26 protein-coding genes are annotated in these 24461 nt (G+C 37.6%); 14 read left to right on the forward strand and 12 right to left on the reverse strand.

The genetic code is table 11. The features are described 5' to 3' along the window. Positions 1-81 precede the first annotated feature (81 nt). Both BM212_RS04960 and BM212_RS04965 read right to left on the reverse strand, forming a co-directional pair. Entirely contained in the window at positions 82-1098 is a 1017-nt protein-coding gene (locus tag BM212_RS04960) for a glycosyltransferase family 4 protein (protein ID WP_218149688.1), read from the reverse strand. A gap of 14 nt (positions 1099-1112) precedes the next feature. Then, the gene (locus BM212_RS04965; protein WP_072693565.1) at positions 1113-2294 is read right to left on the reverse strand and encodes a glycosyltransferase family 4 protein; all 1182 of its coding nucleotides are present in this window, start codon (positions 2292-2294) and stop codon (positions 1113-1115) included. Between the two features lie 316 nt (positions 2295-2610). Between BM212_RS04965 and trpS the strand changes: the two genes are divergently transcribed. The 4 genes from trpS to BM212_RS04985 all read left to right on the forward strand — a co-directional run bounded on the left by trpS (position 2611) and on the right by BM212_RS04985 (position 4502). Beyond that, positions 2611-3621: a tryptophan--tRNA ligase gene (gene trpS, locus BM212_RS04970; protein ID WP_091896852.1), complete on the forward strand. Its 1011-nt coding sequence runs from the start codon at positions 2611-2613 to the stop codon at positions 3619-3621. A gap of 32 nt (positions 3622-3653) precedes the next feature. Further along, a complete protein-coding gene (locus BM212_RS04975) occupies positions 3654-3872 on the forward strand; it encodes a hypothetical protein (RefSeq protein ID WP_091896855.1) in 219 nt (72 codons plus the stop codon). Positions 3873-3993: 121 nt separating this feature from the next. Then, complete coding sequence (locus BM212_RS04980; protein ID WP_091896858.1) at positions 3994-4245, forward strand: type II toxin-antitoxin system Phd/YefM family antitoxin; 252 nt, start codon at positions 3994-3996, stop codon at positions 4243-4245. Beyond that, positions 4230-4502 (forward strand): Txe/YoeB family addiction module toxin, encoded by a 273-nt coding sequence (locus tag BM212_RS04985; RefSeq protein ID WP_091896861.1) that lies wholly within the window; start codon positions 4230-4232, stop codon positions 4500-4502. Before BM212_RS04980 ends, BM212_RS04985 begins: the two co-directional genes overlap by 16 nt. A 44-nt stretch (positions 4503-4546) precedes the next feature. Here BM212_RS04985 and BM212_RS04990 read toward each other — a convergent pair whose 3' ends face one another. From BM212_RS04990 to aroE, 4 genes are read right to left on the reverse strand one after another with little or no spacing between them, the layout of a single operon-like run. After that, positions 4547-5383, reverse strand: coding sequence for a prephenate dehydrogenase (locus tag BM212_RS04990; protein ID WP_091896864.1), 837 nt, complete (start codon positions 5381-5383; stop codon positions 4547-4549). A gap of 1 nt (position 5384) precedes the next feature. Beyond that, a complete protein-coding gene (gene aroQ, locus BM212_RS04995) occupies positions 5385-5828 on the reverse strand; it encodes a type II 3-dehydroquinate dehydratase (protein WP_091896867.1) in 444 nt (147 codons plus the stop codon). Between the two features lie 12 nt (positions 5829-5840). Then, positions 5841-6326, reverse strand: a complete 486-nt coding sequence (locus BM212_RS05000; protein WP_245750933.1) for a shikimate kinase — start codon at positions 6324-6326, stop codon at positions 5841-5843. Positions 6327-6349: 23 nt separating this feature from the next. After that, positions 6350-7153 (reverse strand): shikimate dehydrogenase, encoded by an 804-nt coding sequence (gene aroE, locus BM212_RS05005; RefSeq protein WP_091896874.1) that lies wholly within the window; start codon positions 7151-7153, stop codon positions 6350-6352. A gap of 718 nt (positions 7154-7871) precedes the next feature. On the opposite strand from aroE, the gene BM212_RS05010 reads away from it, so the two are divergent. The 6 genes from BM212_RS05010 to BM212_RS05035 are packed head-to-tail and all read left to right on the forward strand — an operon-like array spanning position 7872 to position 13162. Further along, positions 7872-8411, forward strand: a complete 540-nt coding sequence (locus tag BM212_RS05010) for a hypothetical protein (protein ID WP_091896877.1) — start codon at positions 7872-7874, stop codon at positions 8409-8411. Between the two features lie 20 nt (positions 8412-8431). Further along, on the forward strand, positions 8432-9472 hold the full coding sequence (gene aroF, locus BM212_RS05015) for a 3-deoxy-7-phosphoheptulonate synthase (RefSeq protein WP_091896880.1): 1041 nt from the start codon (positions 8432-8434) through the stop codon (positions 9470-9472). Between the two features lie 17 nt (positions 9473-9489). Continuing rightward, a complete protein-coding gene (gene aroB / locus BM212_RS05020) occupies positions 9490-10578 on the forward strand; it encodes a 3-dehydroquinate synthase (RefSeq protein ID WP_091896883.1) in 1089 nt (362 codons plus the stop codon). After that, the gene (gene aroA, locus BM212_RS05025) at positions 10575-11822 is read left to right on the forward strand and encodes a 3-phosphoshikimate 1-carboxyvinyltransferase (RefSeq protein ID WP_072693553.1); all 1248 of its coding nucleotides are present in this window, start codon (positions 10575-10577) and stop codon (positions 11820-11822) included. Before aroB ends, aroA begins: the two co-directional genes overlap by 4 nt. Continuing rightward, entirely contained in the window at positions 11803-12900 is a 1098-nt protein-coding gene (gene aroC / locus BM212_RS05030; protein ID WP_091896886.1) for a chorismate synthase, read from the forward strand. The genes aroA and aroC overlap by 20 nt, the downstream gene beginning before the upstream one ends. Continuing rightward, a complete protein-coding gene (locus BM212_RS05035) occupies positions 12893-13162 on the forward strand; it encodes a chorismate mutase (protein WP_072693551.1) in 270 nt (89 codons plus the stop codon). Before aroC ends, BM212_RS05035 begins: the two co-directional genes overlap by 8 nt. Before the next feature lie 67 nt (positions 13163-13229). Here BM212_RS05035 and BM212_RS05040 read toward each other — a convergent pair whose 3' ends face one another. After that, positions 13230-14471, reverse strand: coding sequence for a glutamate-5-semialdehyde dehydrogenase (locus BM212_RS05040; RefSeq protein ID WP_091896888.1), 1242 nt, complete (start codon positions 14469-14471; stop codon positions 13230-13232). Further along, on the reverse strand, positions 14468-15289 hold the full coding sequence (gene proB, locus BM212_RS05045; RefSeq protein ID WP_342714016.1) for a glutamate 5-kinase: 822 nt from the start codon (positions 15287-15289) through the stop codon (positions 14468-14470). The genes BM212_RS05040 and proB overlap by 4 nt, the downstream gene beginning before the upstream one ends. 697 nt (positions 15290-15986) lie before the next feature. Here proB and BM212_RS05050 point away from each other — a divergent pair. From BM212_RS05050 to BM212_RS05065, 4 genes are all read left to right on the forward strand, one after another. Beyond that, the gene (locus BM212_RS05050; RefSeq protein ID WP_091896893.1) at positions 15987-17045 is read left to right on the forward strand and encodes an amino acid ABC transporter substrate-binding protein; all 1059 of its coding nucleotides are present in this window, start codon (positions 15987-15989) and stop codon (positions 17043-17045) included. A gap of 200 nt (positions 17046-17245) precedes the next feature. Further along, the gene (locus BM212_RS05055) at positions 17246-18418 is read left to right on the forward strand and encodes an amino acid ABC transporter permease (RefSeq protein ID WP_091896896.1); all 1173 of its coding nucleotides are present in this window, start codon (positions 17246-17248) and stop codon (positions 18416-18418) included. A gap of 9 nt (positions 18419-18427) precedes the next feature. Continuing rightward, on the forward strand, positions 18428-19657 hold the full coding sequence (locus BM212_RS05060) for an amino acid ABC transporter permease (RefSeq protein ID WP_091896899.1): 1230 nt from the start codon (positions 18428-18430) through the stop codon (positions 19655-19657). Between the two features lie 58 nt (positions 19658-19715). Further along, positions 19716-20495 (forward strand): amino acid ABC transporter ATP-binding protein, encoded by a 780-nt coding sequence (locus BM212_RS05065; protein ID WP_091896902.1) that lies wholly within the window; start codon positions 19716-19718, stop codon positions 20493-20495. 245 nt (positions 20496-20740) lie between these two features. Here BM212_RS05065 and BM212_RS05070 read toward each other — a convergent pair whose 3' ends face one another. The 4 genes from BM212_RS05070 to BM212_RS05085 all read right to left on the reverse strand — a co-directional run bounded on the left by BM212_RS05070 (position 20741) and on the right by BM212_RS05085 (position 24460). After that, positions 20741-21631, reverse strand: a complete 891-nt coding sequence (locus tag BM212_RS05070; protein ID WP_091896905.1) for a hypothetical protein — start codon at positions 21629-21631, stop codon at positions 20741-20743. Positions 21632-21722: 91 nt separating this feature from the next. Then, on the reverse strand, positions 21723-22910 hold the full coding sequence (locus BM212_RS05075) for a hypothetical protein (RefSeq protein ID WP_091896908.1): 1188 nt from the start codon (positions 22908-22910) through the stop codon (positions 21723-21725). Positions 22911-22925: 15 nt separating this feature from the next. Further along, on the reverse strand, positions 22926-23774 hold the full coding sequence (locus tag BM212_RS05080; RefSeq protein ID WP_091896911.1) for a hypothetical protein: 849 nt from the start codon (positions 23772-23774) through the stop codon (positions 22926-22928). Continuing rightward, positions 23771-24460, reverse strand: a complete 690-nt coding sequence (locus BM212_RS05085) for an ATP-binding cassette domain-containing protein (protein ID WP_091896914.1) — start codon at positions 24458-24460, stop codon at positions 23771-23773. The genes BM212_RS05080 and BM212_RS05085 overlap by 4 nt, the downstream gene beginning before the upstream one ends. Between the last annotated feature and the right edge of the window lies 1 nt (position 24461).

The raw sequence follows: 24461 nt of genomic DNA on the forward strand, positions 1-24461 counted from the left end.
AAAAAATTACAAATACTATACAAAAACAGAAAGGACTAATCAAGTGACAGTCCTTTCTGTTTGTTAGAATAGTATTAAATTTTATACATCTAATAATTTATTATATAGAATAGCTAAATCTAGACTGACCTTTTTTATATCCAGCCTTAAAGCCTCCTGACGACCGTTTGCTGTCAGGGAGGGAAGCTTTTCTTCTAGAATTAAAGGTATGACATCTTCAAATTCAGATTGAGTTCGTGCTTTATAAACAACTTCTTTATCTGGCAGCCATTTTTTATAAATTGGGATATCTCTGACAAGGACAGGTGTTTCGTTTGCTAAGGCTTCTAGTAAAACAATTCCTTCTGTTTCTTCATAGGTCATGAATAAAAACAAATCACAGCCTGAATAAGCATCATGAAGTTCTTCTGGTGAAATAAATCCAGGGAAATGAACGTTCGAAGTTGCTTGGTTAATGGCTTTTTGAACAGCACTCGTTATCAGTGATTTAGGAGTGTTGCCAAACCAGTAAAAAGAGTATTCCGGATACTTTGCAGCTAAAGCGATAAAGTCAATAATGCCTTTTCTGTCAATAAGATGGCCAACCGAAATAATTGCTTTTTGAGTATTAGTTAGAGCAAATTTTTTTCTAAATCGATCTCCAGATTTTTTACTTTTAGAGAAGAAAGTTGTATCAACACCATTTGAAAGTGAAAAAATAGGTTTATTTAAGTCATAACCAAGTAGAAGTTCTTTTGAATATTCTGTAGGGGTTATAATCATATCACCTTGTCGATAACAAGTCTGGAGCCACTTTTTGAATAATGGAGCTACCAGATTAGATCCACGAAATGAATTCATAAAATCTTCCATAGTAGAGTGGCCATAATAAATGACTTTTTTACCTTTAGATCGAGCTTTTCTAGCCATCCACAATGAATCAGGCAGTACTGTATTCAAATGAACGACATCGTACGCTTCATCCGGATTTTCAGTAAAAGGGATATTCAAGTTTTTCAGCATCTTCTTTTGGTGACGAAGTGCCTCCCCAATTCCGCTTTGAGTGAAGACTTTTTCTGAACCAGTATAAAGTAAAACTTTCATGTCAAAGTGTTTCAACTGAATCCTCATTCCTACATTGAGAAAACGTGCTGATGAGTATAATTTCGGATTGCTTCAAAATATACTGCTTCAACCTGTTTTCCGAAAGTTTCAATAGAGTATGTTTCTTCGATTTTATTTTGTGCTTCTTTTTTCTGAATCTCATTAAATTCAGCTTGGCTTAGTAATGTGTAAAGATAAGATTTGAATTCTTCATAGCTAGTATATTGATAGCCATTTTCTCCATTACGAATGACGTCAAGCAGACAATCATCCTTACGGCATAAAGCGAGTACGCCACTTGCTAAAGCCTCTATATAAGAGAGTCCTTGGGTCTCACTTGTTGAAGCACTGACGAACACATCTCCTAATTGATAGTAGGCAGGAATATTTACAGGATCTACCATTCCTACAAAAATAACGTAAGGACTCATATTTAATTTATCGACATATTCCTCTAGTGTAGCTCGGTATGGACCATCTCCAACAACTAATAAGCGAATAGAAGGGTCCTGTAAACGACTCATATAAAAAATGATTTCTTCTAGATTTTTTTCCTTTGCAACTCGTCCTACACTAACTAGGACAGAACAATCATCGGGGATTGATAAAGAATTTCTGAAGGATTTTATTTCCTCGGGCTGCAAAGGTTTACTGAATTTGACCAGGTCTAAACCAGTAGGGATAACGTGTATAGGTTGAGTAACTTTATATCCTTTTAAAAGTAATTCGACTTTTTTTGTTGGCGCAATGACAGCTTCTGAGCTGTTCAATACTTTTTTACTGAATAATCCTACTGCTTTTTTACCCCACTTTTTATTGGGGGAAAAGTAGTGTGTATAGTCTTCGTACACAGTATGATATGTATGCACTAGAGGGACGTTTAGAATTTCAGAAATCCGACGTGCAATACGAAATGTACTAAACTCACATTGAGTGTGAATAATGTCTGGACTCCACTGCAATATATGAGACAAAACATCATCGTCCATTGTGAAGGCGAATCGAGCACCTGGATAAATCTTGCCGATGCCATAGGAAGACATTGTATATAAACCTTCCTCTTCACAAATTTTAACATTGTCTTTATCTGATAGTGTCAATACACGGACTTCATGCCCTTGTTTGGTCAGAATATCTTTTAGGTTGATAATAGAAGTGATTACACCGTTAACAGTTGGGGTATACCATTCTGTTGTAATTAATATCTTCATATCGTCCTCCAAAATTAATTGTATTCATTATACTCTAAATAAAGTGATAGGATGACCATATTTTAAAAATAATATCTAAAATTTACAAAAAATTTTAAAATATTCAATCATTATACATGTGGATGTCATTTTTTCTTCACATTATTAGTGTACGCGGTTATCAGAATACATTCATCAGACTTAAGACTGGTTTTTTATCTTCAATCGGCATGAGCATTAAAACTTCGTCTAAAATCAATATCTGCGTTGTTTTAAAGGGTATAGATACGATACAATAAGTAGGAGAATAATTCAATGATTAAGGAGCACAAATCTAATGAATAAAGTCATTTTAACTGGAGACCGTCCTACGGGAAAACTCCATCTTGGGCATTACGTAGGCTCTTTACAAAATCGTGTAAAAATGCAGGAAGATCCGGATACGCATATATATGTGATGATTGCTGACCAGCAAGCATTGACGGACAATGCGAAAACACCGGAAAAAGTTCAACAGAACCTGCTGGAAGTGGCGCTGGACTATCTCGCGGTTGGTCTGGATCCTGAGCGTTCTACAATTCTGATCCAGTCACAAATTCCACAGCTGCCAGAATTGACGATGTACTATTTGAACTTGGTTACGATGGCCAGACTGAATCGAAATCCTACTGTGAAGTCTGAAATTCAGGAAAAAGGGTTTAATGAGAGTATCCCTGCTGGATTTTTTATGTATCCAGTCAGCCAGGCAGCAGATATTACAGCTTTCAAAGCAACGCACGTACCGGTCGGGGAAGATCAGAGACCTATGTTGGAGCAGACTAGAGAAATTGCAAGAGATTTTAATCGAACGTATCATACCGAAGCTTTGGTCGAACCGGATATCATTCTGCCGCCAAAAGGGCATGGACGACTAGTCGGAATCGATGGAAAAGGCAAGATGAGCAAGTCTTTGAACAATGGGATTTACTTATCTGATTCTGCAGATGAAATCCAGAAAAAAGTGATGAGTATGTATACAGACCCAAACCATATTCGCGTAGAAGATCCGGGTCAAATCGAAGGCAATGTTGTCTTTACTTACTTGGATGTTTTCGATGATGATAAAGAAAAAGTACAAAAGCTGAAAGACCATTACCAAAAAGGCGGATTAGGCGATGTGAAAATCAAACGCTACTTGAATGAAGTTCTGCAGGCGAAATTGCAGCCGATCCGCGAACGCAGAGAAGAATTCGCAAAAGATCGTGAAGCTGTCCGTACCATGCTGAAAGCCGGCAGTGAAAAAGCAGAACGTGTCGCAGCGCAGACATTGGATGAAGTGAAAGCGGCAATGGGGATCAATTACTTTTAATGGAGATGTGTAAGTTGTGAGGAGGTGTCTTTGTGGACTGGCTAAGCAGTACGATTGGGGTAATAGTACTCGTCATACTTGGAATATCCGGTGTGTTCTTGTTCCGTTTCAAGAAAGAACTGCAAGCAGCGGTAGCGGAAGATCGAAGTTTGTCAGAGGATTTCACTGAAAAATGGGAAAAGAGATTGAAATGGTATAAAGTCGGAATCATCAGTGCAACTGTGTTGGGAATCATCAGAATTCTGTTATAGCAAGAGGCTTTTTGGAACTTGAATTAATACTATTTAGAGAAACAGAAAAAGGAAGCCGTTGGTTTCATTTTTCTGTTTTGTTTTTGACGTACGTTATAATAAAAGAGAAAGGAGTGACAGTATGGATATAACAAACCCAACGCAAGCCCGTAAAGATTTTTATAATCTGATCGATCGAGTAAATGAGACACATGAGCCGGTCTATATAACGGGAAAGAAAGGAAAGCAAGGTGCAGTCATGATCAGTGAAAAGGACTGGGGCAGCATACAAGAAACACTATACCTGCAGAATGCTGGGATAGCAGAAGTGATCAAAGAAAGAGAAAATGATGAATTAATAGATGCTGAGGATATCAATTGGGATACTCTGTAAGCATCAAAAAGCAAGTACAAAAAGATTTGAAGAAACTAAAAGCTGCCCATTTAGAAAGAAAGGTTAAAGAACTGATTGTTTTGTTAAAAACGGACCTTTTTCTGACACCTCCACCGTATGAAAAATTAATAGGTAATCTAGCAGGACATTATTCCAGAAGAATCAATATTAAGCATCGTTTAGTCTATACGGTGGATGAAATCAATAAACAAGTAACCATTATCTCTGCTTGGACACATTATGAAAAAAACCCTTGAACGAGTCTATTGTTAGATTTGCTCAAGGTTTTTCTATATAACTTTCAGTACCAATGTCTGCGCTGGGCAGTAGCTTTGCTGAATAAGTCTTTTAGCTTCTCTTCGTCTGCTGTCTTTAAAGTTTGTTTTAATTTGTCCAGTTCTGTTTCAAGTTGTTCAATAGACTTCAGCAGCGCTGAACGATTATTTAGGAATAATTCGCTCCATAATTCACCGTTGATATCTGCGATCCGCGTCAGTTCCTGAAAACTGTTTCCCGCAAAAGTCAGCGTGTCCTCAGAAGCCTGATTGCTGTTCACAACGGCGACAGACAAAGCGTGCATCAATTGACTGACATAAGCAATCTGCTCGTCATGCAATTCGGGTGAAACACGGGTGATTTTTGTAAATCCGATCTCTCTATAGAGGTTTTCGATGAGTTGGATATTTTTCTCTTTATTTTTAGAAGTGGGGGTGATCAAGGCATTCGCACCAATAAATCTCGTGTGATCCGCGCCGATAATCCCTTTTTTCTCACTTCCGCGCATAGGATGAGCGAATACGAAGTCGGCTATATCAGGCAGCACCTCCGCAACTTGTTCAATAATGGCCGTTTTAACGCCCGTCACATCCGTGATGACCACACCAGCTTTAAAAAGTGCATGGTACTTTTCGATAAAAGGTGCAATCTGACTAGGATACAAAGAGAGTAGGAGTACATCTAAATCAGGAAGAAATCCTTCCGCGCTCAATGATCCTTCTTTGATCATCCCGCTTTTTTCAGCCGTTTTTACTGTTTCTTCATCAATATCGACTCCGTAAATCTCTTCATATCCCGCTGCTCGAAGTCCAGCTGCGAAGGATCCGCCGATTGCGCCAAGTCCGATGATTCCAATCTTCATGTTAAGCTCCTTTAAGTTTGTATTCTTCCAATGCATGAATGGCTAATGTATATCCCGTAATGCCGAAACCAGAGATTTGACCAATACAGGCAGGCGCTACAACAGATTCTCTGCGAAAAGCTTCTCGGGCATGAATAGCACTTAAGTGAACTTCTACTGTAGGAACACTGACCGCTTTAACGGCATCATGAAGTGCATAACTATAGTGAGTGTAAGCAGCTGGATTCAAAATGATCCCGTCAGCTTGCTCGCTGTGAGCTTGCTGGATACGATCAATCAGCGCGCCTTCCGTATTACTTTGAAAAAAAGCGCACGTATGCCCGCGATCTTCAGCGTAAGTTTTGATCTTCTGCTCAAGATATTCCAGTGTTTCTTTTCCATAAATGTCTGGTTCCCGTATTCCTAGAAAATTTAAATTAGGACCATTGATAATCACTAAATTCATCTGTCTTCTCCTTTATTTAGATATTATAGAAGCAGGAAGCTGTTTCTCGATTTTGTTTAGCACATGTTCCAAAGAAGAGGTGTTAGATATAATGATATCAGCTGCTTCCGTATAAAGATCTTTTCGCTCCTGGTACAATTGGTATAGTCTTTCTGTTCCTGACTTCAAAAGTGGACGATGTTCCGTCTGAATATCTTGAACAATCTGTTCAATTGGCCGGTCGAGCAAAATAATCCACCCCGTCTTTCTAAATGCCTGAATATTGAGTTGATTTAACACAACACCGCCGCCGCAAGATAAAACGGTTCGCTGCTGCTGAGCGGCGAGATTTTGGCATGCAGCTGCTTCAATTTCTCTGAAATGAGCTTCACTGACTGCGAAAAGCTCAGGGATCGTCTGTTTTTCTGTTTGTTCTATATAATGGTCGATATCTATAAAAGGCATAGATAGCCGTTCGCTCAGCTGTTTGCCGATGGTGGTTTTGCCGCTGCCCGTCATGCCGATCAATACAATGTTGGATTTCATCTTTTCTCACCAAATTCCTGAATCAATTCTTCAATAACGGAAGAATCAATTTCAAGGTTTTCCCAAATCTCTACCGCTCTGACAGCTTGCCCGATCAGCATATCCAATCCATTTGCCGTTTCTTTCGCATGCTTTCTTCCTAATGATAGAAAGGTTGTTATAGAAGGATTGTAGACTAAATCGATCAAAATACCGAAATGTTGAATCATCCCTTCAGAAACCGGCGTATCCGCTGTGTCTGGATACATTCCGACAGGGGTGGTATTAATCAGAAAATCTCCCTGCAGCGTCGAAGCCGACGTGTAATTGGTATATGTGGTTTTGTCTGTAGATTCGAAACGCTCAGGAGATCTGGAGACGATGGTAATATGCTGGATGCCTTGATGTAGCAAATAAGCAATCACCATTTTTGCAGCTCCGCCGGTCCCCAATACAACTGCTGTTTTTCCAGCTGGAGACCATTTTCGACGTTCAAAAATCAATCCGAATCCCGCATAGTCCGTATTATATCCAATTAAATGACCAGCCTGATTTTTTATCGTATTTACTGCCTGAAGCTGTCTTGCCAAGGGATCTAGTTCATCCAAAAATGGCAGAACCGTTTCCTTGTAAGGTATGGTTACATTCACCCCGCTGATGGTTAATGTACGAATGCTTGCTACCGCTTCAGACAACTCAGCCGGCGGGAAAGCAAATGTCTTGTATGAAGCTTGTAATCCAGTCTTTTGATAAATAGATCGATGCAGAAGAGGAGATAAACTATGAGACAAATGCTCTCCAAATAAACCGTAAAAATGCATGAGCGACTCCTTTCAGTCAAGTAAGTTTGGTTTGAAGTATAGACAAAAGAAAAATGAATTACAAATAGAATCTGAAAGTTTATGAGAATTCATTAAATTTATTCGGTCTGAAAAAAGTGAGTACATCCCATTTTTGAGCGGTTTTTTGAACGATAAAAATAAAAGATTAAAATATAATTTGAAAAACTTTTGTGATTTCTGTTGACATTGAATTTTTTACTTGCTAGTATTGGGGCACAGTTGAACAACAGCTGATACCAATCAATTGAGGAGTTAGGAACATGATCAACCAACATCACATTCATAAAGCACCGACCTCACAATTGAATCGTTATTACTTTAGCTTCTTTAGGATCAAATCTATGGAGGCTAGAGAGCTTTAAGCTGCTGACAACAGCGTCCCATAGATTTCCAGAGAAATCGAATGGGGCGCACAAGTAAAATAACAACATTTTATGAGTGAATATAAACCAAAGCCGCATTCGATCTTCTACAGAAGACAGAATGCGGCTTTTTGCTGTGGCCGTTCGAAGCGAAGCGAGTTACGGCCACAGTACTAGGCGAACGAAGAGAGCGTAGTCCCCGATTTGCAAAGGTCCGTTTGAACGAAGAGAATTACGGCCACAATACTAGGCGAGGGAAAGCGAGCGTAGTCACCGATCCGTCAGGGCCCGTTCAATCCAAAAAGTAAAGAAAATAAAAAAGAAGGAGCAGCAAAATGATCATCCATACCTTAGGACCAAACAGCACAGACAGCTACGCAGCAGCAGAGTCGCTTCTCAAATCAGAGGAGGATGATATCGTTGAGTATCCGTCTTTTGACAGTCTGCTACATAATTTAGAGCAGATAAAAGGGCAACATGTATTATTCCCAGTGGCATTTAAAAGCGCAAGAAGAGAGTATGGCTGGAAAGAATTCAATTATGATTACTGGGACAAAGTCGAGTTGATTGAAGTCTTCAAAAAGAAAACGAAACCGATGGTGCTGGTGAAAAATACAAAATATGCAGAGAACACCACAATGATTCATCCAGCAACAACGATTTTTATGAAAAAGTATCTAGAGAAGGAAGCAGATGAAACGATTATCAGCTTTACAGATAGTAAGTACAAAGCCTGGACAGCTTTTAAAAAGAAAAACCTTAAGTATACGATTATCAGTGAAGATGTATACGAAAAAGAGAAGCATCCAGAACACCAAGTCGAAGAAAGATATGAGCCCATAATGGTCTGGTGTCTATACAAAATAAAAAACTAACAAAAAGAGGAGAATATAAAATGATTATCGTATTAAAACAAGGAATTTCAGCTAATTCAATTAAAGAGGTAACAGCAAAACTAGAAGCTAAAGGGGTATCTGTTAGCCACTTCTCAGATATTAAGAGAGATTTTCTAGGATTGATTGGAGATACGAGTGGCATCGATACGCATCAATTGCAAGCATTGACAGAAGTAGAACAGATCGTTCGTGTAGAAGAACCCTACAAAAGAGCAAATAGAAAATTTCACCCAGAAAACTCTGTTGTAAAAATTGATAACGAAACAATTGGTGGCGGTCAGTTAGGAATTATTGCGGGTCCTTGTTCTGTAGAAAGTGAAGAGCAGATCATTCATGTTGCTAAACGAATCAAAGCAGCGGGTGCAAATTTCCTACGCGGTGGAGCATTTAAACCAAGAACATCTCCATACAGTTTCCAAGGATTAGAACTTGAAGGACTCAGAATGCTTCAGGCAGCTAAAGCTGAAACAGGACTGCCCATTGTTACAGAGTTGATGTCAACAAAATGGATCGATGAATTCGTAGAATCCGTAGATATGATTCAAATTGGTGCCCGAAACATGCAGAACTTCGATTTATTAAAAGAAGTTGGTAAAACGCAGACACCAGTATTGCTGAAACGAGGATTATCTGCCACATACAAAGAATGGTTGATGTCAGCAGAGTACATTATGTCTGAAGGAAATGAAAATGTTATTTTATGTGAGAGAGGCATTCGTACCTTTGAAACAGAAACAAGAAATACATTAGATATTCAAGCTGTACCGGTTATCAAAAAATTATCTCACTTACCTATTATTATCGATCCAAGTCACGCTGGAGGGATGTCATACTTGGTTGAAGCTGGTGCAAAAGCGGGAATCGCAGCCGGAGCCGACGGTCTAATGATTGAAGTTCATGACGATCCAGCAAACGCATGGAGTGATGGAGAACAGTGTCTGACACCAGACGAATTTGCAGAACTAATGGTGAAAGCTCGCAAACTAGCTGAAATTGAAGGACGTTCTATCCAAGAAGCATCAACAATCTTGACAAAATAATATTAAGGAGGTAAAACATGCCTGAAATCACTGTAGCGATTCCTGCAAATGAGACAAGTTATGCTTTAAAAATCGAAAAAAAACTATTAAATAAAGTGGGTAAGGAGATTGCTCAGATTTTTAACGGTTCAAAAATCATGGTTGTAACAGATGAGACAGTTCACGGTTACTATGGTGAAACAGTTTTAAATCAATTGAAAACGGCGGGATATGACGTTCAGTGCATCGTCTTGCCGCCTGGAGAACAAACGAAGGCATTCAGTTCAATGCCTAATATTTATAGTCAACTGATAGAATTTGGCTTAACGAGAAGTGATCTGATCATCGCACTGGGTGGTGGAGTAGTAGGGGATATTACGGGATTTGCAGCTGCAACTTATTTGAGAGGGATCTCTTTCGTGCAGATTCCAACGACGCTGCTTGCGCAAGTAGACAGCAGCGTCGGCGGTAAAGTCGGTGTTGATTTACCCGAAGGAAAAAATTTAGTTGGGGCTTTTTACCATCCTAAACTTGTCCTGATTGATCCCTTAGTACTTGAAACGTTGACCGATTTGTCTTTTGCAGATGGAATGGCGGAAGTAATCAAATACGGCTGTATAAAAGATGAACCATTTTTTAACCTTTTAATGGACTTATCTTCAAGAGAAGAAGTGATGGAACAGATTGAGTATATTATCGAAAAGTGCTGTACGATTAAAAAAGAAGTCGTTCAGGCAGATGAGAAGGATACAAGTGAACGGATGCTGCTGAATTTCGGTCATACACTCGGTCATGCTATCGAAGCTTACTATAACTATGAAACCTATTCTCATGGTCAGGGCGTTGCGATTGGAATGGTTGAACTATCAAAAATTGCTGAAGAGAAATCTCTGACAAAAAGTGGCACAACTGAAAAAATCATTTCTATTTTAGAAAAAAATCACTTACCGACAAAACTGGCAGAACCAAGAGACTATGCAAAAATCTTAACTTACATTAAAAAAGATAAAAAGAACTTTGAAGGCAGTTTAAATGTCATTCTACTAAATGAAATTGGACAAGCTCAAAAGCTTAAGACAAATCGACAGTTTTTTGATGCATTAAAGACAGGAGGAACAACGAATTGACGACTTTAAAAGTTATTCCAAAAAAGTTAAAAGGAACAGTTACCGTTCCTCCTTCGAAAAGCATGGCCCACCGAGCAGTTATCTGTGCTAGTCTGGCAGATGGGCGAAGTGTAATCAGTAATATCCAGTTATCGGATGATATCAAAGCAACAATTGAAGGAATGCGAGCATTTGGAGCAGTGATCCTGCACGATGGAGACACACTGACTATTGACGGAATTGGTACGGGCATAACTAGGCGCAGTCAGGAAATCAATTGTAACGAATCGGGTTCTACACTCCGATTTCTCGTTCCATTAGCGACTCTATTTGAAGGAGAAACACGTTTTGTAGGCAAAGGAAAGCTTGGCCAACGACCGCTTGAACCCTATCAGGAAATGTTTGAAAATCAGTCCTTGAGATATGAGCCAGCACCTACAGAACTGCTCGACTTAACAATTGAAGGCCGCTTGAAGCCAGGTGTTTATGAAATGGCTGGAGATATCAGTTCTCAATTTATTACGGGTATGTTGCTGACACTGCCAATGCTTGACGGAGAATCTGTTATCAAAATGACTACGCATCTAGAATCAAAAGGATATATCGATCTGACTCTGACTGTACTTAAAGAATTTGGGATAGAAATTAATCACGACAAAGAATACAAGTTTTTCAAAATAAAAGGAAACCAGTCGTATCAAGCACAGGACTACAAAATAGAAGGAGATTATTCGCAAGCTGCTTTCTGGTTAAGTGCTCGAACGTTGGCTAATGAGATTTCAGTCGAAGGACTAAACGACTACTCACTACAAGGCGACCGGGAAATCGTAGAGATATTGGAAGACTTAAGTCAGCAAGCGGATGAACGAGTGATTGATGGTGCTCAAGTGCCAGATATTATTCCAGTCGTTGCCCTAGTTGCTGCCTTGAGTAAAGGCAAAACAAGACTGATCAATCTGGACAGACTTCGGATCAAAGAAAGTGATCGCTTAATTGCTACTCAAAAAGAGCTGGCTGCTTTGGGGGCTCGGATTAAAGTTGTAGGAGCTGACTTGCATATCGAAGGTGTTTCAATATTAAAAGGTGGTCAAGAGGTCTGGAGCCATAAAGATCACCGCATGGCGATGATGCTGGCGATTGCTTCAACTATATGTCAGGAACCGATCATCATTAAAGATACAGAATGTGTTAAAAAATCTTATCCCGATTTCTGGGAAGTTTTTCAAAATGTAGGAGGAGAAATACATGAGTGGAATATGGGGTAAAAATGTACAAGTCTCAATATTTGGAGAATCTCATGGTGTAGCGATCGGGATTACAATCAATGGTCTGCCACCAGGGTTAGAAGTAGATATGGAGCAAGTACTGTTTGAAATGGCAAGAAGAGCACCCGGCAGAAATGAACTGACTACACCAAGAAAAGAAAAGGACCAACCAGAAATTCTAAGTGGCCTATTAGATGGAAAAACAACTGGAGCACCACTTACTGCTATCATCTGGAACACGAATACACGCTCAAAAGACTATAGTTTACTTAAAAATGTTATGCGACCGGGACAGGCAGATTATCCTGGACGGGTACGTTACAAAGGACATAATGACCATAGAGGAAGTGGCCATTTTTCTGGTAGAATTACGGCGCCGCTAGTTTTTGCAGGAGCCATCTGCAAACAATGGCTGGCACAAAAAGGCGTAACGGTTGGCGCGCATATCCAGTCGATCGGGATGATTGAAGATGAATCGTTCGCTGATCAAAAAGAAGTGACATTGGAACAGATTCGATCTTTCAAGGAACAGCAATTGCCATTATTTAATGTTGAAAAAGAAACAGAAATGAAAGATTTGATCGTAGAAGCAAAAGAAGATGGCGACTCTGTGGGTGGAGTGGTTGAAACATTTGTATTAGGACTAGATGCAGGTTATGGAAATCCGTTTTTCGATTCCGTAGAGTCTCAACTTGCGCACTTAGTTTTTGCAGTCCCGGCCATCAAAGGGATCGAATTCGGAACAGGATTTGATATTGCGAAGATGCGAGGATCAGAAGCAAATGATGAATACTACTATGACGAACATGGACAGATCAAGACTCGTTCAAATAATAACGGTGGCATTATCGGAGGGATTACGTATGGTATGCCCGTTGTGTTCCGTGCAGCTGTAAAACCACCGGCTTCTATTAAGAAAAAACAACAGACCATTAACGTCGAAGAGGGTAAAGCAGCAGAACTGGAAGTGGAAGGGCGACATGATCCGTGTATCGTACCACGTGTCTTGCCTGTATTAGAAGCCGTTACTGCCCTTGGATTGATGGACTTGATGATGGGAGGACAACATCATGAGTGAGTTAGAACAATACAGAGATGAAATTGATGCGATCGATCAGGAACTGACAAGGCTATTCGAAGCTCGATTAAAAACAGTATTGAAAGTGGGAGAGTATAAAAGACAGCATGAATTACCTGTGCTAGATGCCAGTCGAGAACAGAAAGTGATTGCTAAAAATGTCGATCGTCTGGAAGACAAGCAGTTTGAAGAAGAACTGACAAAGTTTTTCCAGTCTATGATGGACATTACTAAAGAGACTCAAACGAAAATGATGAAATAATTATTGATAGAGAAAAAGGTTCGTAAAGCAGCTATGAAAATCTGTTTTACGAACCTTTATTTTATGATTATCTAATCTGACCTTCACCAAATACTATATATTTGGTTGAAGTGAGTTCAGGTAATCCCATAGGTCCTCTAGCATGAAGTTTTTGGGTACTGATCCCAATCTCAGCCCCGAATCCGAATTCAAATCCATCTGTGAATCGAGTCGATGCATTAATGTAGACTGCAGCGGAATCAACTTCTTTGTGGAATCGTTGGCTGGCACTATAGTCACTCGTGACGATAGCTTCAGAGTGCCCGGTGCTGTAGTGATTAATATGAGCAATAGCCTCATCAATAGAAGAAACAACTTTGACTGCTAAAATATAATCTAAGAATTCTGTTTCCCAATCTTTTTCGGTAGCTGGAACAGACTGAGTAAAGATAGCTTGAGCAGCTTCGTCAGCACGCAATTCGACGTTCCATTCTGCTAAAGCTTGCTCAATAACAGGAAGAAAGTCTTCTGCAACACGTTCGTGAATCAGTAAGGTCTCTGCGGCATTACAGACAGAAGGTCTAGACGTTTTGGCATTGACTATAATATCTTTTGACATTTCAAGTTCTGCAGACTGGTCGATATACACGTGACAGTTTCCAGTTCCTGTTTCGATAACTGGAACAGTTGCGTTTTCTACGACTTTTTTAATCAGATTCGCACCACCTCGAGGAATCAACACATCCAGGTAACGATTCAACTGCATCATTTTTCGAGCTGTCTCTCTGGAAGTATCTTCAACAAGTTGAATGACTTCTTTCTGGAAAGTGGTAGATTCTAATCCCTTTTGCAGCACTTCAACTATCGCTTTATTTGAATGAAAAGCTTCTTTTCCTCCACGCAGGATTACAACGTTTCCTGACTTGAAGCATAGTCCCGCAGCGTCAGAGGTTACGTTAGGCCGTGATTCATAAATGATTCCAATAACACCAAGCGGCACAGTCTGCTGACCGATTCTTAACCCTGCCTCATTCGTCCACATATGTTTGACCAAGCCGATAGGATCAGAAAGCAATGCAATATCTCTTAAACCATCAGCCATAGCAGTGATCCGCTCATCAGTCAGTGTTAAACGATCCAACATAGTCTCCGCAATTCCGTTATCTGCAGCAGCAGCTGTATCTTTCTGGTTAGCTTTTAAAATCTGTTCTTTATGATCCAGTAAAGACTGAGCCATTTTATTTAAAGCTTCATTCTTATCTTTAGTCGAAGCGTAAGCAAGGAATTTAGTCGAATCTTTTGCTTTTTTTCCTAAGTTAATCAATGTCATAGCAGTGGTCCTCCTTTCTGAGTAGGGATGAATAAAGTACCAATCTGTTCACCGGCTAATATACGAAAGAGGATCGTAGGATCTTCTCCATTCGCTAAAACCATTTGTTTTTGTTCTTCTAGAACTTGTTGCGCAGCATTCAATTTAGTAGTCATACCGCCAGTTCCGAAACGTGATCCTGAATCATTCGCTAATGCATAGGTTGCATCCGTAATTTCATGGATTGTATCAAAAAGCAGTGCATCTTCATGATTCATTGGGTTCTTATCATAGAACCCATCAATATCAGATAAAAGGATGAGTAAGTCTGCATCCGTGATTTCTAATACAATAGCAGATAAGGTGTCGTTATCACCAAAACGAGTCAGGTGATCTAACTCTTCAACAGAGACTGTATCATTTTCATTCACAATAGGAATAACATTTTTGATTAGCAATTGTTCAAATGTATTCGCAGTATTTTTTCGACTAACAGGAAAATCAATTACATCCTTCGTCAGTAAAACTTGACCGATTTGATGACCATAATGATAGAAAAACTGACTATATAAATTCATTAATTCTGTTTGTCCAATGGCTGCAATAGCTTGTTGTTCAGGAATCGTTACGGGTCGTTCTGTTAGATTCATACGGGATAAGCCTACACCGATTGCTCCAGAAGATACCAGAATGACTTGTTTCCCCTGATTTTTTAAGTCGCTTAATACGAAAGCAAGTTTTTCAAGTCGCTGTAAGTTGATTGAACCGTTTGGATACATGATCGTGCTGGTACCAACCTTTACTACGATGCGATTACTTTGAGTTAATGAGTGTCTGATAGAAGTTGACATGGGTTCATCCAATCTAAAATTGATTATATAAATTACTGATTACTTGAAAATGAAATGTACAATTTCAAACAGTATAACAATTTATATTCGGGAAATCTAGATAATTGATAATGATTAGCATAGATTATTATTACACAAATATTTTTAGACTCTATAAATTAGGATAGTTTAGAAGTGAATCCCCTAGCTAAGATACTTTGACAGCTTTATATTATTTTTAATAAACAGAGATTTTAAGACTATTTAAGGCTAAACAGAAAATATGTTTAGAGAAAAATAAGTTAATTTTATTCAAAAATAAAATATAAAAAAGAAATTCAATTTTATTTCAGATTATTTATTATGAATAATATTTCATTTAATATACATCTGTCTAATTGTGAACTTAATACTTTGTTTTTTTAAACTGAATAAAACAGCTATAAAATGAGATGTAATAGAGGGTATTGTTTGATAATGATTGGTTAAAAATTAAAAAAAATTCATAAAAGTCCTTTTTTTATTTAAAGAAGCAATGTATACTTAATTTAGTTACTTGTGAATATGTTGCTAATACAAATTATTTTTTACAAAAAATTCAATATATATAATACTTATTCGTTTTGTAGCAAGTAGCGATTTTCTTTTCTAGTGGAGTGAAAAGAAAAAATTGTATAGATTTTAGAACTATAGGGGGAGTAGTAAAATGTCAAAATATTTTAAGTATTTATTAGGTGCCGCAGTAGCGGTGACGCTCTCGGCATGTGCAAGTGGGGATGTTGAAGAAGGTTCTACTGAAAGTAGTACAAGTTCGGGTAATACTTTGAATACAGTAATAGATCGTGGAGAATTGAACGCAGGTGTCAATGATCAGTTACCAGGATTTGGTTATGTAGACAGCGATGGAGAATATACTGGGTTTGACGTGGACTTTGCTAGAGCAATTGCGGCAGCTGTCTTAGGGGATGCAGATGCAGTAAACTTTCGTCCACTTTCTGCACAAGAAAGATTCACAGCGGTTCAGACTGGCGAAGTAGATGTACTACTTAGAAATACTACCTATACGACGAGCCGTGATTCTGATGTCGGGATGGATTTTGCGCCAGTAACTTTTTACGATGGACAAGGCATGATGGTTCCTAAAAGTGCAGGAATATCGACATTAGAAGAATTAGAAGGTATGACAATTGGTGTAGAAACAGGCACAACTACTGAATTAAACTTAGCTGATCAGTTAGGTGCATTAGGAGTAGAATATAATACGCAAACGTTTGATGATCGTGATGCATTGCTTGCTGCGTATGAAGCAGGATCTATTGATGCATGGACCACTGACCGCTCCGGTTTAGTATCTAGTTTTGCAGTGCTTGAAAATCCGGATGATCATATCATACTAGAAGAAACGCTATCGAAAGAACCGTTGGCACCAGCCGTATTACATGGAGATAACCAATGGAAAGATGCAGTAACATGGATCGTCTATGCATTGATACAAGCAGAAGAGTTTGGAATTACGCAAGATAATATTGATGATTTTTTGGATAGTGATAATCCCGATATTCAACGTTTATTAGGCGTAGAAGGTGGATTAGGAAGTATGCTGGGATTAGAAGATGACTTTGCTTATCAAGCAATTTCTCAAGTAGGCAACTACGGGGAAATCTATGATCGTCATTTAGGACCAGATACTGAATTCAATCTTCCTCGCGGAATGAACGCATTATATCAAGATGGCGGATTACAGTATTCTATGCCATTTAGATGATGTTTAAAAGGAAATTTTAAGCATACTTCACATCTCTAATTAATACAATAAATTGATTGAACAAAAGGAACGTACGATTCGTAGTTCATACATTGAAAGAGGCCTGCTAACTTGTTACAATAACAGGTCTCTTTTAAATTTTAAAGATATATTACTAAAGTAGATTCAAAAACTTATATTCATAAAGAGGTGAAATGACGATGGCTTCACAAAAAAAGAGGATTGTTCCTTTATGGAGGAATAAAAAAATAGTCCCTATCGTACTTCAAATTATATTTGTGTTGGTAATGGGGACTCTGCTATGGATACTGATTCATAATACGAGAATTGGATTAAATCGAATGGGAATTCAATTTGGCTTTGATTTTTTAAACTTAAGAGCAGGTTTCAATATCAACGAAGCGATGATAGATTATGGAACTAATGATCCGTATGGACGGGCAATATTAGTAGGAATAGTTAGTACATTGCGCGTCTCCTTTTTTGGGATAATCCTGGCTACGATTATAGGCGTAGTGGTAGGGATTGCAAAAATGTCGAACAATTGGCTACTGAGTAAAGTAGCTTCAATCTACATTGATATCTTTCGCAATACGCCCTTATTATTGCAGATATTCATTTTAAATTTTGCAGTGTTCTTGCCACTTCCAGTAATTCAGGAAGCAATTAAGGTTGGCCCTTTTTACTTATCTAATCGAGGAGCCGTTATTCCTTGGTTTAGCGGGAATGAGAATACATGGATATGGCTGATATTAATTGTCATTTATTTGGTTATCAGTATCAGTATATTTAATTTTTTAATGAAAAAAGAAATAGAAGAAGGGAAAAATATTCATCCATTTCTTTCAGCATTTAGTACGTTCGCATTCTTATCAATTATTACATTCTTTATTATTGGTGTAGGACCTGTCAGCGTGATTATACCAGATCATACGGGAACGGCAGTGACGGGAGGGGCTTCATTAACGACACCATTCTTATCTGTATTATTAGCATTAACCATTTTCGCATCAACTTATATTGCAGAAATTGTTCGTGGAGGAATTCAAGCTGTACCTAAAGGTCAGACAGAAGCGACTAAAGCATTAGGATTTAAGTCGGCCACAGCTATGCGTTTGGTTATCTTTCCGCAAGCTATTCGAATTATTATTCCACAGATGACAAGCCAATATTTGAACATAATTAAAAATTCTTCTCTTGCAATGGCAGTGGGTTTTCAAGAGATAGTAGGAGTAGGAAATACAGTAATGAATCAATCAGGTCGGACACTTGAAGTGATTATTATTATGATTAGTGTTTATTTATTCTTTAGTTTAACTACATCATTATTCATGAACTACTTTAATAAAAAATTTCAATTAGTGGAAAGGTAGGTGAAGATAATGTATAGCGATAATGTTCAGCAAGAAGAAAAAGTCAATAATCAGTTAAAAGGAAGAGATTCGACTAGTTTACAAGATAATAAAAAAGCAAAAATAAGTTGGATTATCAAAAAAAATCTGTTTGATGGATGGAAAAATGTACTTTTAACTATATTGACAATTATTTTTTCCATTTTTGTACTCTATCAAGTCACAGCTTTTGTAATTACAAATAGTTGGGATGTTGTTTATGTGCATTTGAGACTTCTGATGATTGGACAGTATCCACTCGAAGAAATTTGGCGATTATGGTTTGGCTTATATTATGCCTCTCTGATGATTGGACTAACTTGGGGATTATGGAAAGGTGCTGGAAAAGCAGTTGCTTTTACTTTTGGAAGTGTCTACTTTATCTTTGCTGTTATTCCATGGACTACAGTAAACACGTCTATTAATTTAGCTGGATGTATTATGTTGATTGCTGTAGGTTACTTTTTCGGCAATAAACTTGAAAGGCTAAAAATTCCTGTTATTATTTTATGGATATTGTTTCTACCGTTAACGCTTGGATTGATTACTGGGTTTGGTGGGATTATCACACCAGTTTTAAGTCGTTATTGGGGTGGATGGCTACTGACTGTTATTCTTGCTTCTATCTCAATAGTTGGGTGTTTCCCTTTAGGGATTCTACTTGCTCTAGGCCGGAGAAGTACGCTTCCTGCAGTGAAATATTTCTGTATCGCCTATATTGAATTGATTAGAGGGATGCCGCTGATTATGGTGCTTTTTATTGGGCAGATGTTAATTCCACTTTTTTTAGGTGGAGAAACGGGAATAGATAATGTAACACGTGCAATGATTGCTTACACCTTCTTCGCAGCCGCGTATTTAGCTGAAGATGTACGGGGCGGATTACAGTCACTTCCTGTAGGGCAATATGAAGCGGCACAAGCATTAGGGTTAAATAAATTCAAGACAACATTTTTAATTATTTTACCACAAGCATTAAAAGCGGTTATACCAGCGTTAGTAGGGCTGTTTATTACGATTCTGAAAGATACATCTTTGGTGGCAATTATTGGATTGGCAGATTTTCTAGGAACAGCTAGACGAATATCAAATAACCCGGAATATCTTGGAAGATACATGGAATTGTATATCTTTGTTGCTGTTTTTTATTTTATTTTTTGTTATTTAATGGCTTATGTGAGCCGATATTTAGAGCGAAAACTTTCTAGAAGTGTTAATTAAAGAAAAAAGTAATAGCGATTATTAGGTAAAAATTTAAAAGCAAAGGAGAGGTATGTAAATGGAAGAGACACTGCAGATCGAAAAACCAACCCAACCATTAGAAGAAAGAGAAGATGTTATAAAAGTTGAGAAATTAAATAAATGGTTTGGTGATCTTCATGTAATAAAAGATGTAGATTTAACTGTAAAACAAGGAGAAGTTATTGTCATACTTGGTCCGTCAGGGTCAGGGAAATCTACATTTATTCGAACTTTGAATGCATTGGAGGAATTTCAAAGTGGAAAAATAGAAATTGATCATATTGAATTAACAGATGATTTAAAGAATGTTGAAGAAATACGTAAAGAAACGGGTATGGTATTTCAGCAATTTAATCTTTTTCCACATATGTCAATTTTAAAGAATATTTCATTAGCACCCATCTGGGTTAGAAAATGGAAGAAAAATAAAGCAGAGAAAATAGCTTTGGATCTCTTAGAACGTGTTGGAATACCAGAACAAGCCGATAAATATCCGGGTCAGTTATCCGGTGGACAGCAACAACGTGTGGCAATTGCCCGCGCGCTGGCAATGCAACCTAAAATTATGCTGTTTGATGAACCTACTTCAGCACTTGATCCAGAAATGGTCAATGAAGTGCTGGATGTTATGCAAAACCTGGCTGAATCTGGTATGACTATGATTGTAGTAACTCATGAGATGGGATTTGCCCGCCAAGTAGCAGATCGATTAGTCTTATTCGATAAAGGAGAGGTAGTCGAAATGGCTGGACCGGAAGAATTCTTCGAAAATCCAAAACACGAAAGAACAAAAGCTTTCCTAAGCCAGATCCTATAGAGCTATATGAACTATACCGCCGCTAAAGTGACAGATTTCTGGGAACATGTCGAAAGAGGTGGGAGAAAAGTATATTGAAAATCAATTAACAGAGTACAATGCAGGTTGCCCAAGACGAGGGTTTATCTCTCCACAAAATTATCGATTTTTCTCAAGTGGTGACCTCTAATAAAACAAGCAAATATAAAAACCATTCTTTAGCCCTGAAACGGAGGACAAAAGAATGGTTTTATTATGCATCTCATTTAAATAAGTTTCCGGTAAGTATCAAAGGAGTCTAGTTCATCGAATGCTAAAAAGGAAAACAGATTGAAAGCGTAATGGTCTGTCGTATCGATCTCAGGTTCAATATTTTGAATGCCTTTTGTTTCCATTAACTTTAATTGAGATTTGAAGAGTTGCTTTAATTCTGAATATGAAGCAGGCTTTTGTTCTTCTAATCCCATCCAGCCAATCTCAACAGAAGTATTATCCATTGGAAAAACTGTAATATAAGAAGAAATGGATCCATTGGTCAATCCAATGAGACTTAAGTCCAGATCAGGTTGTTCATGTAAAAAAAGTGATTCCCATTCTGAAAGTGTCAAGTCAGCTGCTGGATTAACCTGATGAGTATTTACGTAGTTTCTCTTCAGCAGATGAAAAAGTTCAACCTTTAAACTAGAATTACTCAGAGCCTCTTTGTAAGTGAGAACAGTGGAATGAGAAGGTTCAGTTATATGAATTAGACAATCATCGATAGCCAATGTAGGTTCATAGGTCTTTCTGATCAATTCATAACCACTGGATTCAAGTAATGAAATGATATTATATTGATCGTTCATTAAAGAATAGATGAATCGATCTGAAGAAGATGTAGCGTTTTGTTCTAGTTGAGTAAGAAGCTGTTTTTGTAGAGCATTCGTTTCTTGTGCAGACTCATCTAAGTAAACTTTCAGATAATCTGCATGTGGATGAAATGGATTTTCCCAACTTAAGGCTAAGCCGATTGTGCTTTTATCTTTGGAAGCAGCAATAATCTGGCGATAACAGTTAGAGTGCAGTTTAGAGAGAATCGGCGACAGTTGATTCTGTAAATTTGGTGAAAGAGATTCCTTGTTTGAGTTGAATTGTTTCAGTTTAAAAGAAGTGTTCATATCCGTGCCCCTTAGTATAGAGTAACAGTAAAGAATAAAGGAAAAAGCTATTCTCTGATATATTGTATCAGAGAATAGCTGAGAAAGCGGGTTATTCTATTAACCCAAATTGATCCAGATAATCAACATGAACATCATTGTTTTGTTCATCAGGTGAAACGAACTCGCCACGGTAGACAACTTCTCCAGTGTTGAGATCATTTATCTGTATGTTGATCGTATAATTTCCGATTTGGGAGGTTATGTCTGTATAGGATTCTTCATAAGAATAAAGAAGACCGTTAGAGATAAAAGATGGGATTAATTGACTGTTTGAACCAGAAGAACTAATCTCACTGACTTTAGATAAGCTAACTGGATCAGTTGCTGTGTCCGCTTGATAAGCTTCATATTTTTGTTCCGTAGGATTCAGGATAAAGAGACCTGCTGCAGAAGAAAGAATCCGAGGAGAGTTCAATGTCTCCAGATCTGGAATATTGAGCATTTTATCTTCTATATAATCATAAATATACAGTTCTCCAGAAACTGGCTGACCAGTTGTTTCGTAATCAACTGAAGTTAATTCTAGATATCTTGAATCAAGATTTTGTTGCTCGTAATCTCCACCGTTCACTTCATTTAATTGCGGATCGATAGACCGTATAAGCTCTAATTGCGGTTCTGCCGCTTCTAAATTTACAGCGTATATATTAAATTCATTGGATTCAGTAGCTACATTATAAGAACCGATTGTAAAATACATATTTGGATATTGAATATAAGTATCCCTTACATCTAGATAACTAGAATTTTCCGAATCTTCCGGCAATGAAAGTGTATAGGAAGTTTCTTCGCTTGTAAGTTTATCCAGTACAGAAATAATTAATTGATTGTCTAACTCTCCAGACCAATAGACATCTGCCGCTGTTCCTGTATAAACAATTTGTGTTTCAGATTCTTTAAAAGTGGCATATGGACTTTTTCCTCTTAAAAAAGAACGATATTCATTTGTTAATTCATTGACTAATGGATTTAATGAGTGATCGAGCTGATTAAAAAAAGATAGGTCTGCAACATAGTTGAATTTTCCATGTCCATAAGTAAAGCCTGGATTTAATGTATTGACATCAGAATTTACATATCCAGCTAGATAAAGGTCGTCTGCGTATGTTTCATCTCCTTCAAGTGTGATCAACTCTAAAGGTTCAACAGATTGAGCCATTGCTTGCATAATGCTGTACACGCTCATTGTCACTACAGTAAAACTTAAGAAAGCAATCAACTTTAAATATTTTGACATTCTTTTCAGTCCTTTCTAAACAGTGATTTTGTTTTTCAGTAGATACCTACTAATTAGCAGGGAGACTAAACCAACAATAAGAGCAAAAATTACAACTATAATAATTAATTCAGAATTAAATAGAATATAATTATTTTTAGCTATTAATGAGACTAAATTTGGAGAAATTATAAATCCAATGCTTGCTAGAGCATAAAAGATCCCAAGGGGGAAGCCTTTAATACGGTAACTTCTTTCAAGTAAGATGATTGTAAATAAAACTGAAATAGCTACTAAGCCTAGACTGTAAATTCCTAAGAATACTTCTAAAGTATTAGGAAGAATCATAGGGAAAATAATTCCCGTTCTAACAACTTCACTTACAGTCATAGCACTAAAAAATTCTGGTGGTGTTAAACTGGATATTATGAAACTACCAATCCACAGTGAAATGATCTGTAAAGATAGTAAGCTAAAGATGCCTACGAAAATAATGAGTAGTTTGGCAAAGTATATATGCATTCTAGATGTTGGCAACATTAATAATCGATAGATAAATGTATTTTTTCCTAACCATTCCCGGTACCAGATAAAGATAGAATAGAATAAAAAACCTATAATGCCTAAAGCTATTGGACCAAGAATCCAAAGTGATCTTGTAAGGGTTTCTAACGAAAATGAACCATAAGTTTCTATATATTGTGTAGTACTTAATGATTCTAATTTCATCGTTTCATTTGCTTTACTAACATAATTAAGCGGGCCTATAATGTATCCAGCAAAGTTTGATAAAATTAGAATAATCATAATACCTAATAGAAATTTGTACATCCGCTCAAACTCAAAGTTCACTAACCTAATAAAATATTGTAATTGCTTTTTCATGCGTTGAAAGCCTCCCTCATGACATCTACTACAGACATGCCTTCGTTTTCTCTCATTTCTTCAGCATAGAATTCTTTTATAATGGCACCATCATCAAGAAGGACCACTTTATCGATCAAGTGCTCGATGTCAGCAATTTCATGTGTGGTAATCAACACACCTCGATCTTCCACCAAACGACTGCTGAAAACTTCTGCAATCTGTTCTCTCGTAAAAATATCGATTCCCGAAAAAGGCTCATCCATCAATATGTAATCCACATCCAAAGATAAACCAACAAGCAAATTAATTTTCGCTTGATTTCCTTTTGATAAATCCTGTATTTTATCAGTTGCCTTCAAGCGAAAGAAACGGATCAAATCTTTTGCTCGCTTATCGTTCCAGACAGAATAATAATCTTTCATAAAATCAATTGCTTCCTGAACGGTCATACCTGGCAATATAATAGAAGCATCTGGGATAAAAGCAATCTTATTATACATACTGGGAGATTGCGGCTGTCCATCAATCAAGATTTCTCCTTTTTTAATGGGTGTTAAATTCATGATAGAATTCAATATGGTTGTTTTGCCGACTCCGTTAATTCCGATCAGACAGGTAATATCTCCTTTATCAGCAGTGAAAGAAACCCCATTTAATACTTTTTTTCTTCCAAAATTTTTATGAATATCTATAACTTCTAACATT

Source organism: Marinilactibacillus piezotolerans, assembly GCF_900114235.1.
In the GTDB taxonomy this organism is placed as follows: Bacteria; Bacillota; Bacilli; order Lactobacillales; family Carnobacteriaceae_A; genus Marinilactibacillus; species Marinilactibacillus piezotolerans.

Coding starts and splice junctions, on each gene's coding strand:
- BM212_RS04965 (WP_072693565.1), bottom strand. CDS start 2,294: ATGAAGATATTAATTACAACAGAATGGTATACCCCAACTGTTAACGGT.
- trpS (WP_091896852.1), top strand. CDS start 2,611: ATGAATAAAGTCATTTTAACTGGAGACCGTCCTACGGGAAAACTCCAT.
- BM212_RS04980 (WP_091896858.1), top strand. CDS start 3,994: ATGGATATAACAAACCCAACGCAAGCCCGTAAAGATTTTTATAATCTG.
- BM212_RS04990 (WP_091896864.1), bottom strand. CDS start 5,383: ATGAAGATTGGAATCATCGGACTTGGCGCAATCGGCGGATCCTTCGCA.
- aroQ (WP_091896867.1), bottom strand. CDS start 5,828: ATGAATTTAGTGATTATCAATGGTCCTAATTTAAATTTTCTAGGAATA.
- BM212_RS05000 (WP_245750933.1), bottom strand. CDS start 6,326: ATGACGGGCAGCGGCAAAACCACCATCGGCAAACAGCTGAGCGAACGG.
- aroE (WP_091896874.1), bottom strand. CDS start 7,153: ATGCATTTTTACGGTTTATTTGGAGAGCATTTGTCTCATAGTTTATCT.
- BM212_RS05010 (WP_091896877.1), top strand. CDS start 7,872: ATGATCATCCATACCTTAGGACCAAACAGCACAGACAGCTACGCAGCA.
- aroF (WP_091896880.1), top strand. CDS start 8,432: ATGATTATCGTATTAAAACAAGGAATTTCAGCTAATTCAATTAAAGAG.
- aroB (WP_091896883.1), top strand. CDS start 9,490: ATGCCTGAAATCACTGTAGCGATTCCTGCAAATGAGACAAGTTATGCT.
- aroC (WP_091896886.1), top strand. CDS start 11,803: ATGAGTGGAATATGGGGTAAAAATGTACAAGTCTCAATATTTGGAGAA.
- BM212_RS05035 (WP_072693551.1), top strand. CDS start 12,893: ATGAGTGAGTTAGAACAATACAGAGATGAAATTGATGCGATCGATCAG.
- BM212_RS05040 (WP_091896888.1), bottom strand. CDS start 14,471: ATGACATTGATTAACTTAGGAAAAAAAGCAAAAGATTCGACTAAATTC.
- BM212_RS05050 (WP_091896893.1), top strand. CDS start 15,987: ATGTCAAAATATTTTAAGTATTTATTAGGTGCCGCAGTAGCGGTGACG.
- BM212_RS05055 (WP_091896896.1), top strand. CDS start 17,246: ATGGCTTCACAAAAAAAGAGGATTGTTCCTTTATGGAGGAATAAAAAA.
- BM212_RS05060 (WP_091896899.1), top strand. CDS start 18,428: ATGTATAGCGATAATGTTCAGCAAGAAGAAAAAGTCAATAATCAGTTA.
- BM212_RS05065 (WP_091896902.1), top strand. CDS start 19,716: ATGGAAGAGACACTGCAGATCGAAAAACCAACCCAACCATTAGAAGAA.
- BM212_RS05070 (WP_091896905.1), bottom strand. CDS start 21,631: ATGAACACTTCTTTTAAACTGAAACAATTCAACTCAAACAAGGAATCT.
- BM212_RS05075 (WP_091896908.1), bottom strand. CDS start 22,910: ATGTCAAAATATTTAAAGTTGATTGCTTTCTTAAGTTTTACTGTAGTG.
- BM212_RS05080 (WP_091896911.1), bottom strand. CDS start 23,774: ATGAAAAAGCAATTACAATATTTTATTAGGTTAGTGAACTTTGAGTTT.
- BM212_RS05085 (WP_091896914.1), bottom strand. CDS start 24,460: ATGTTAGAAGTTATAGATATTCATAAAAATTTTGGAAGAAAAAAAGTA.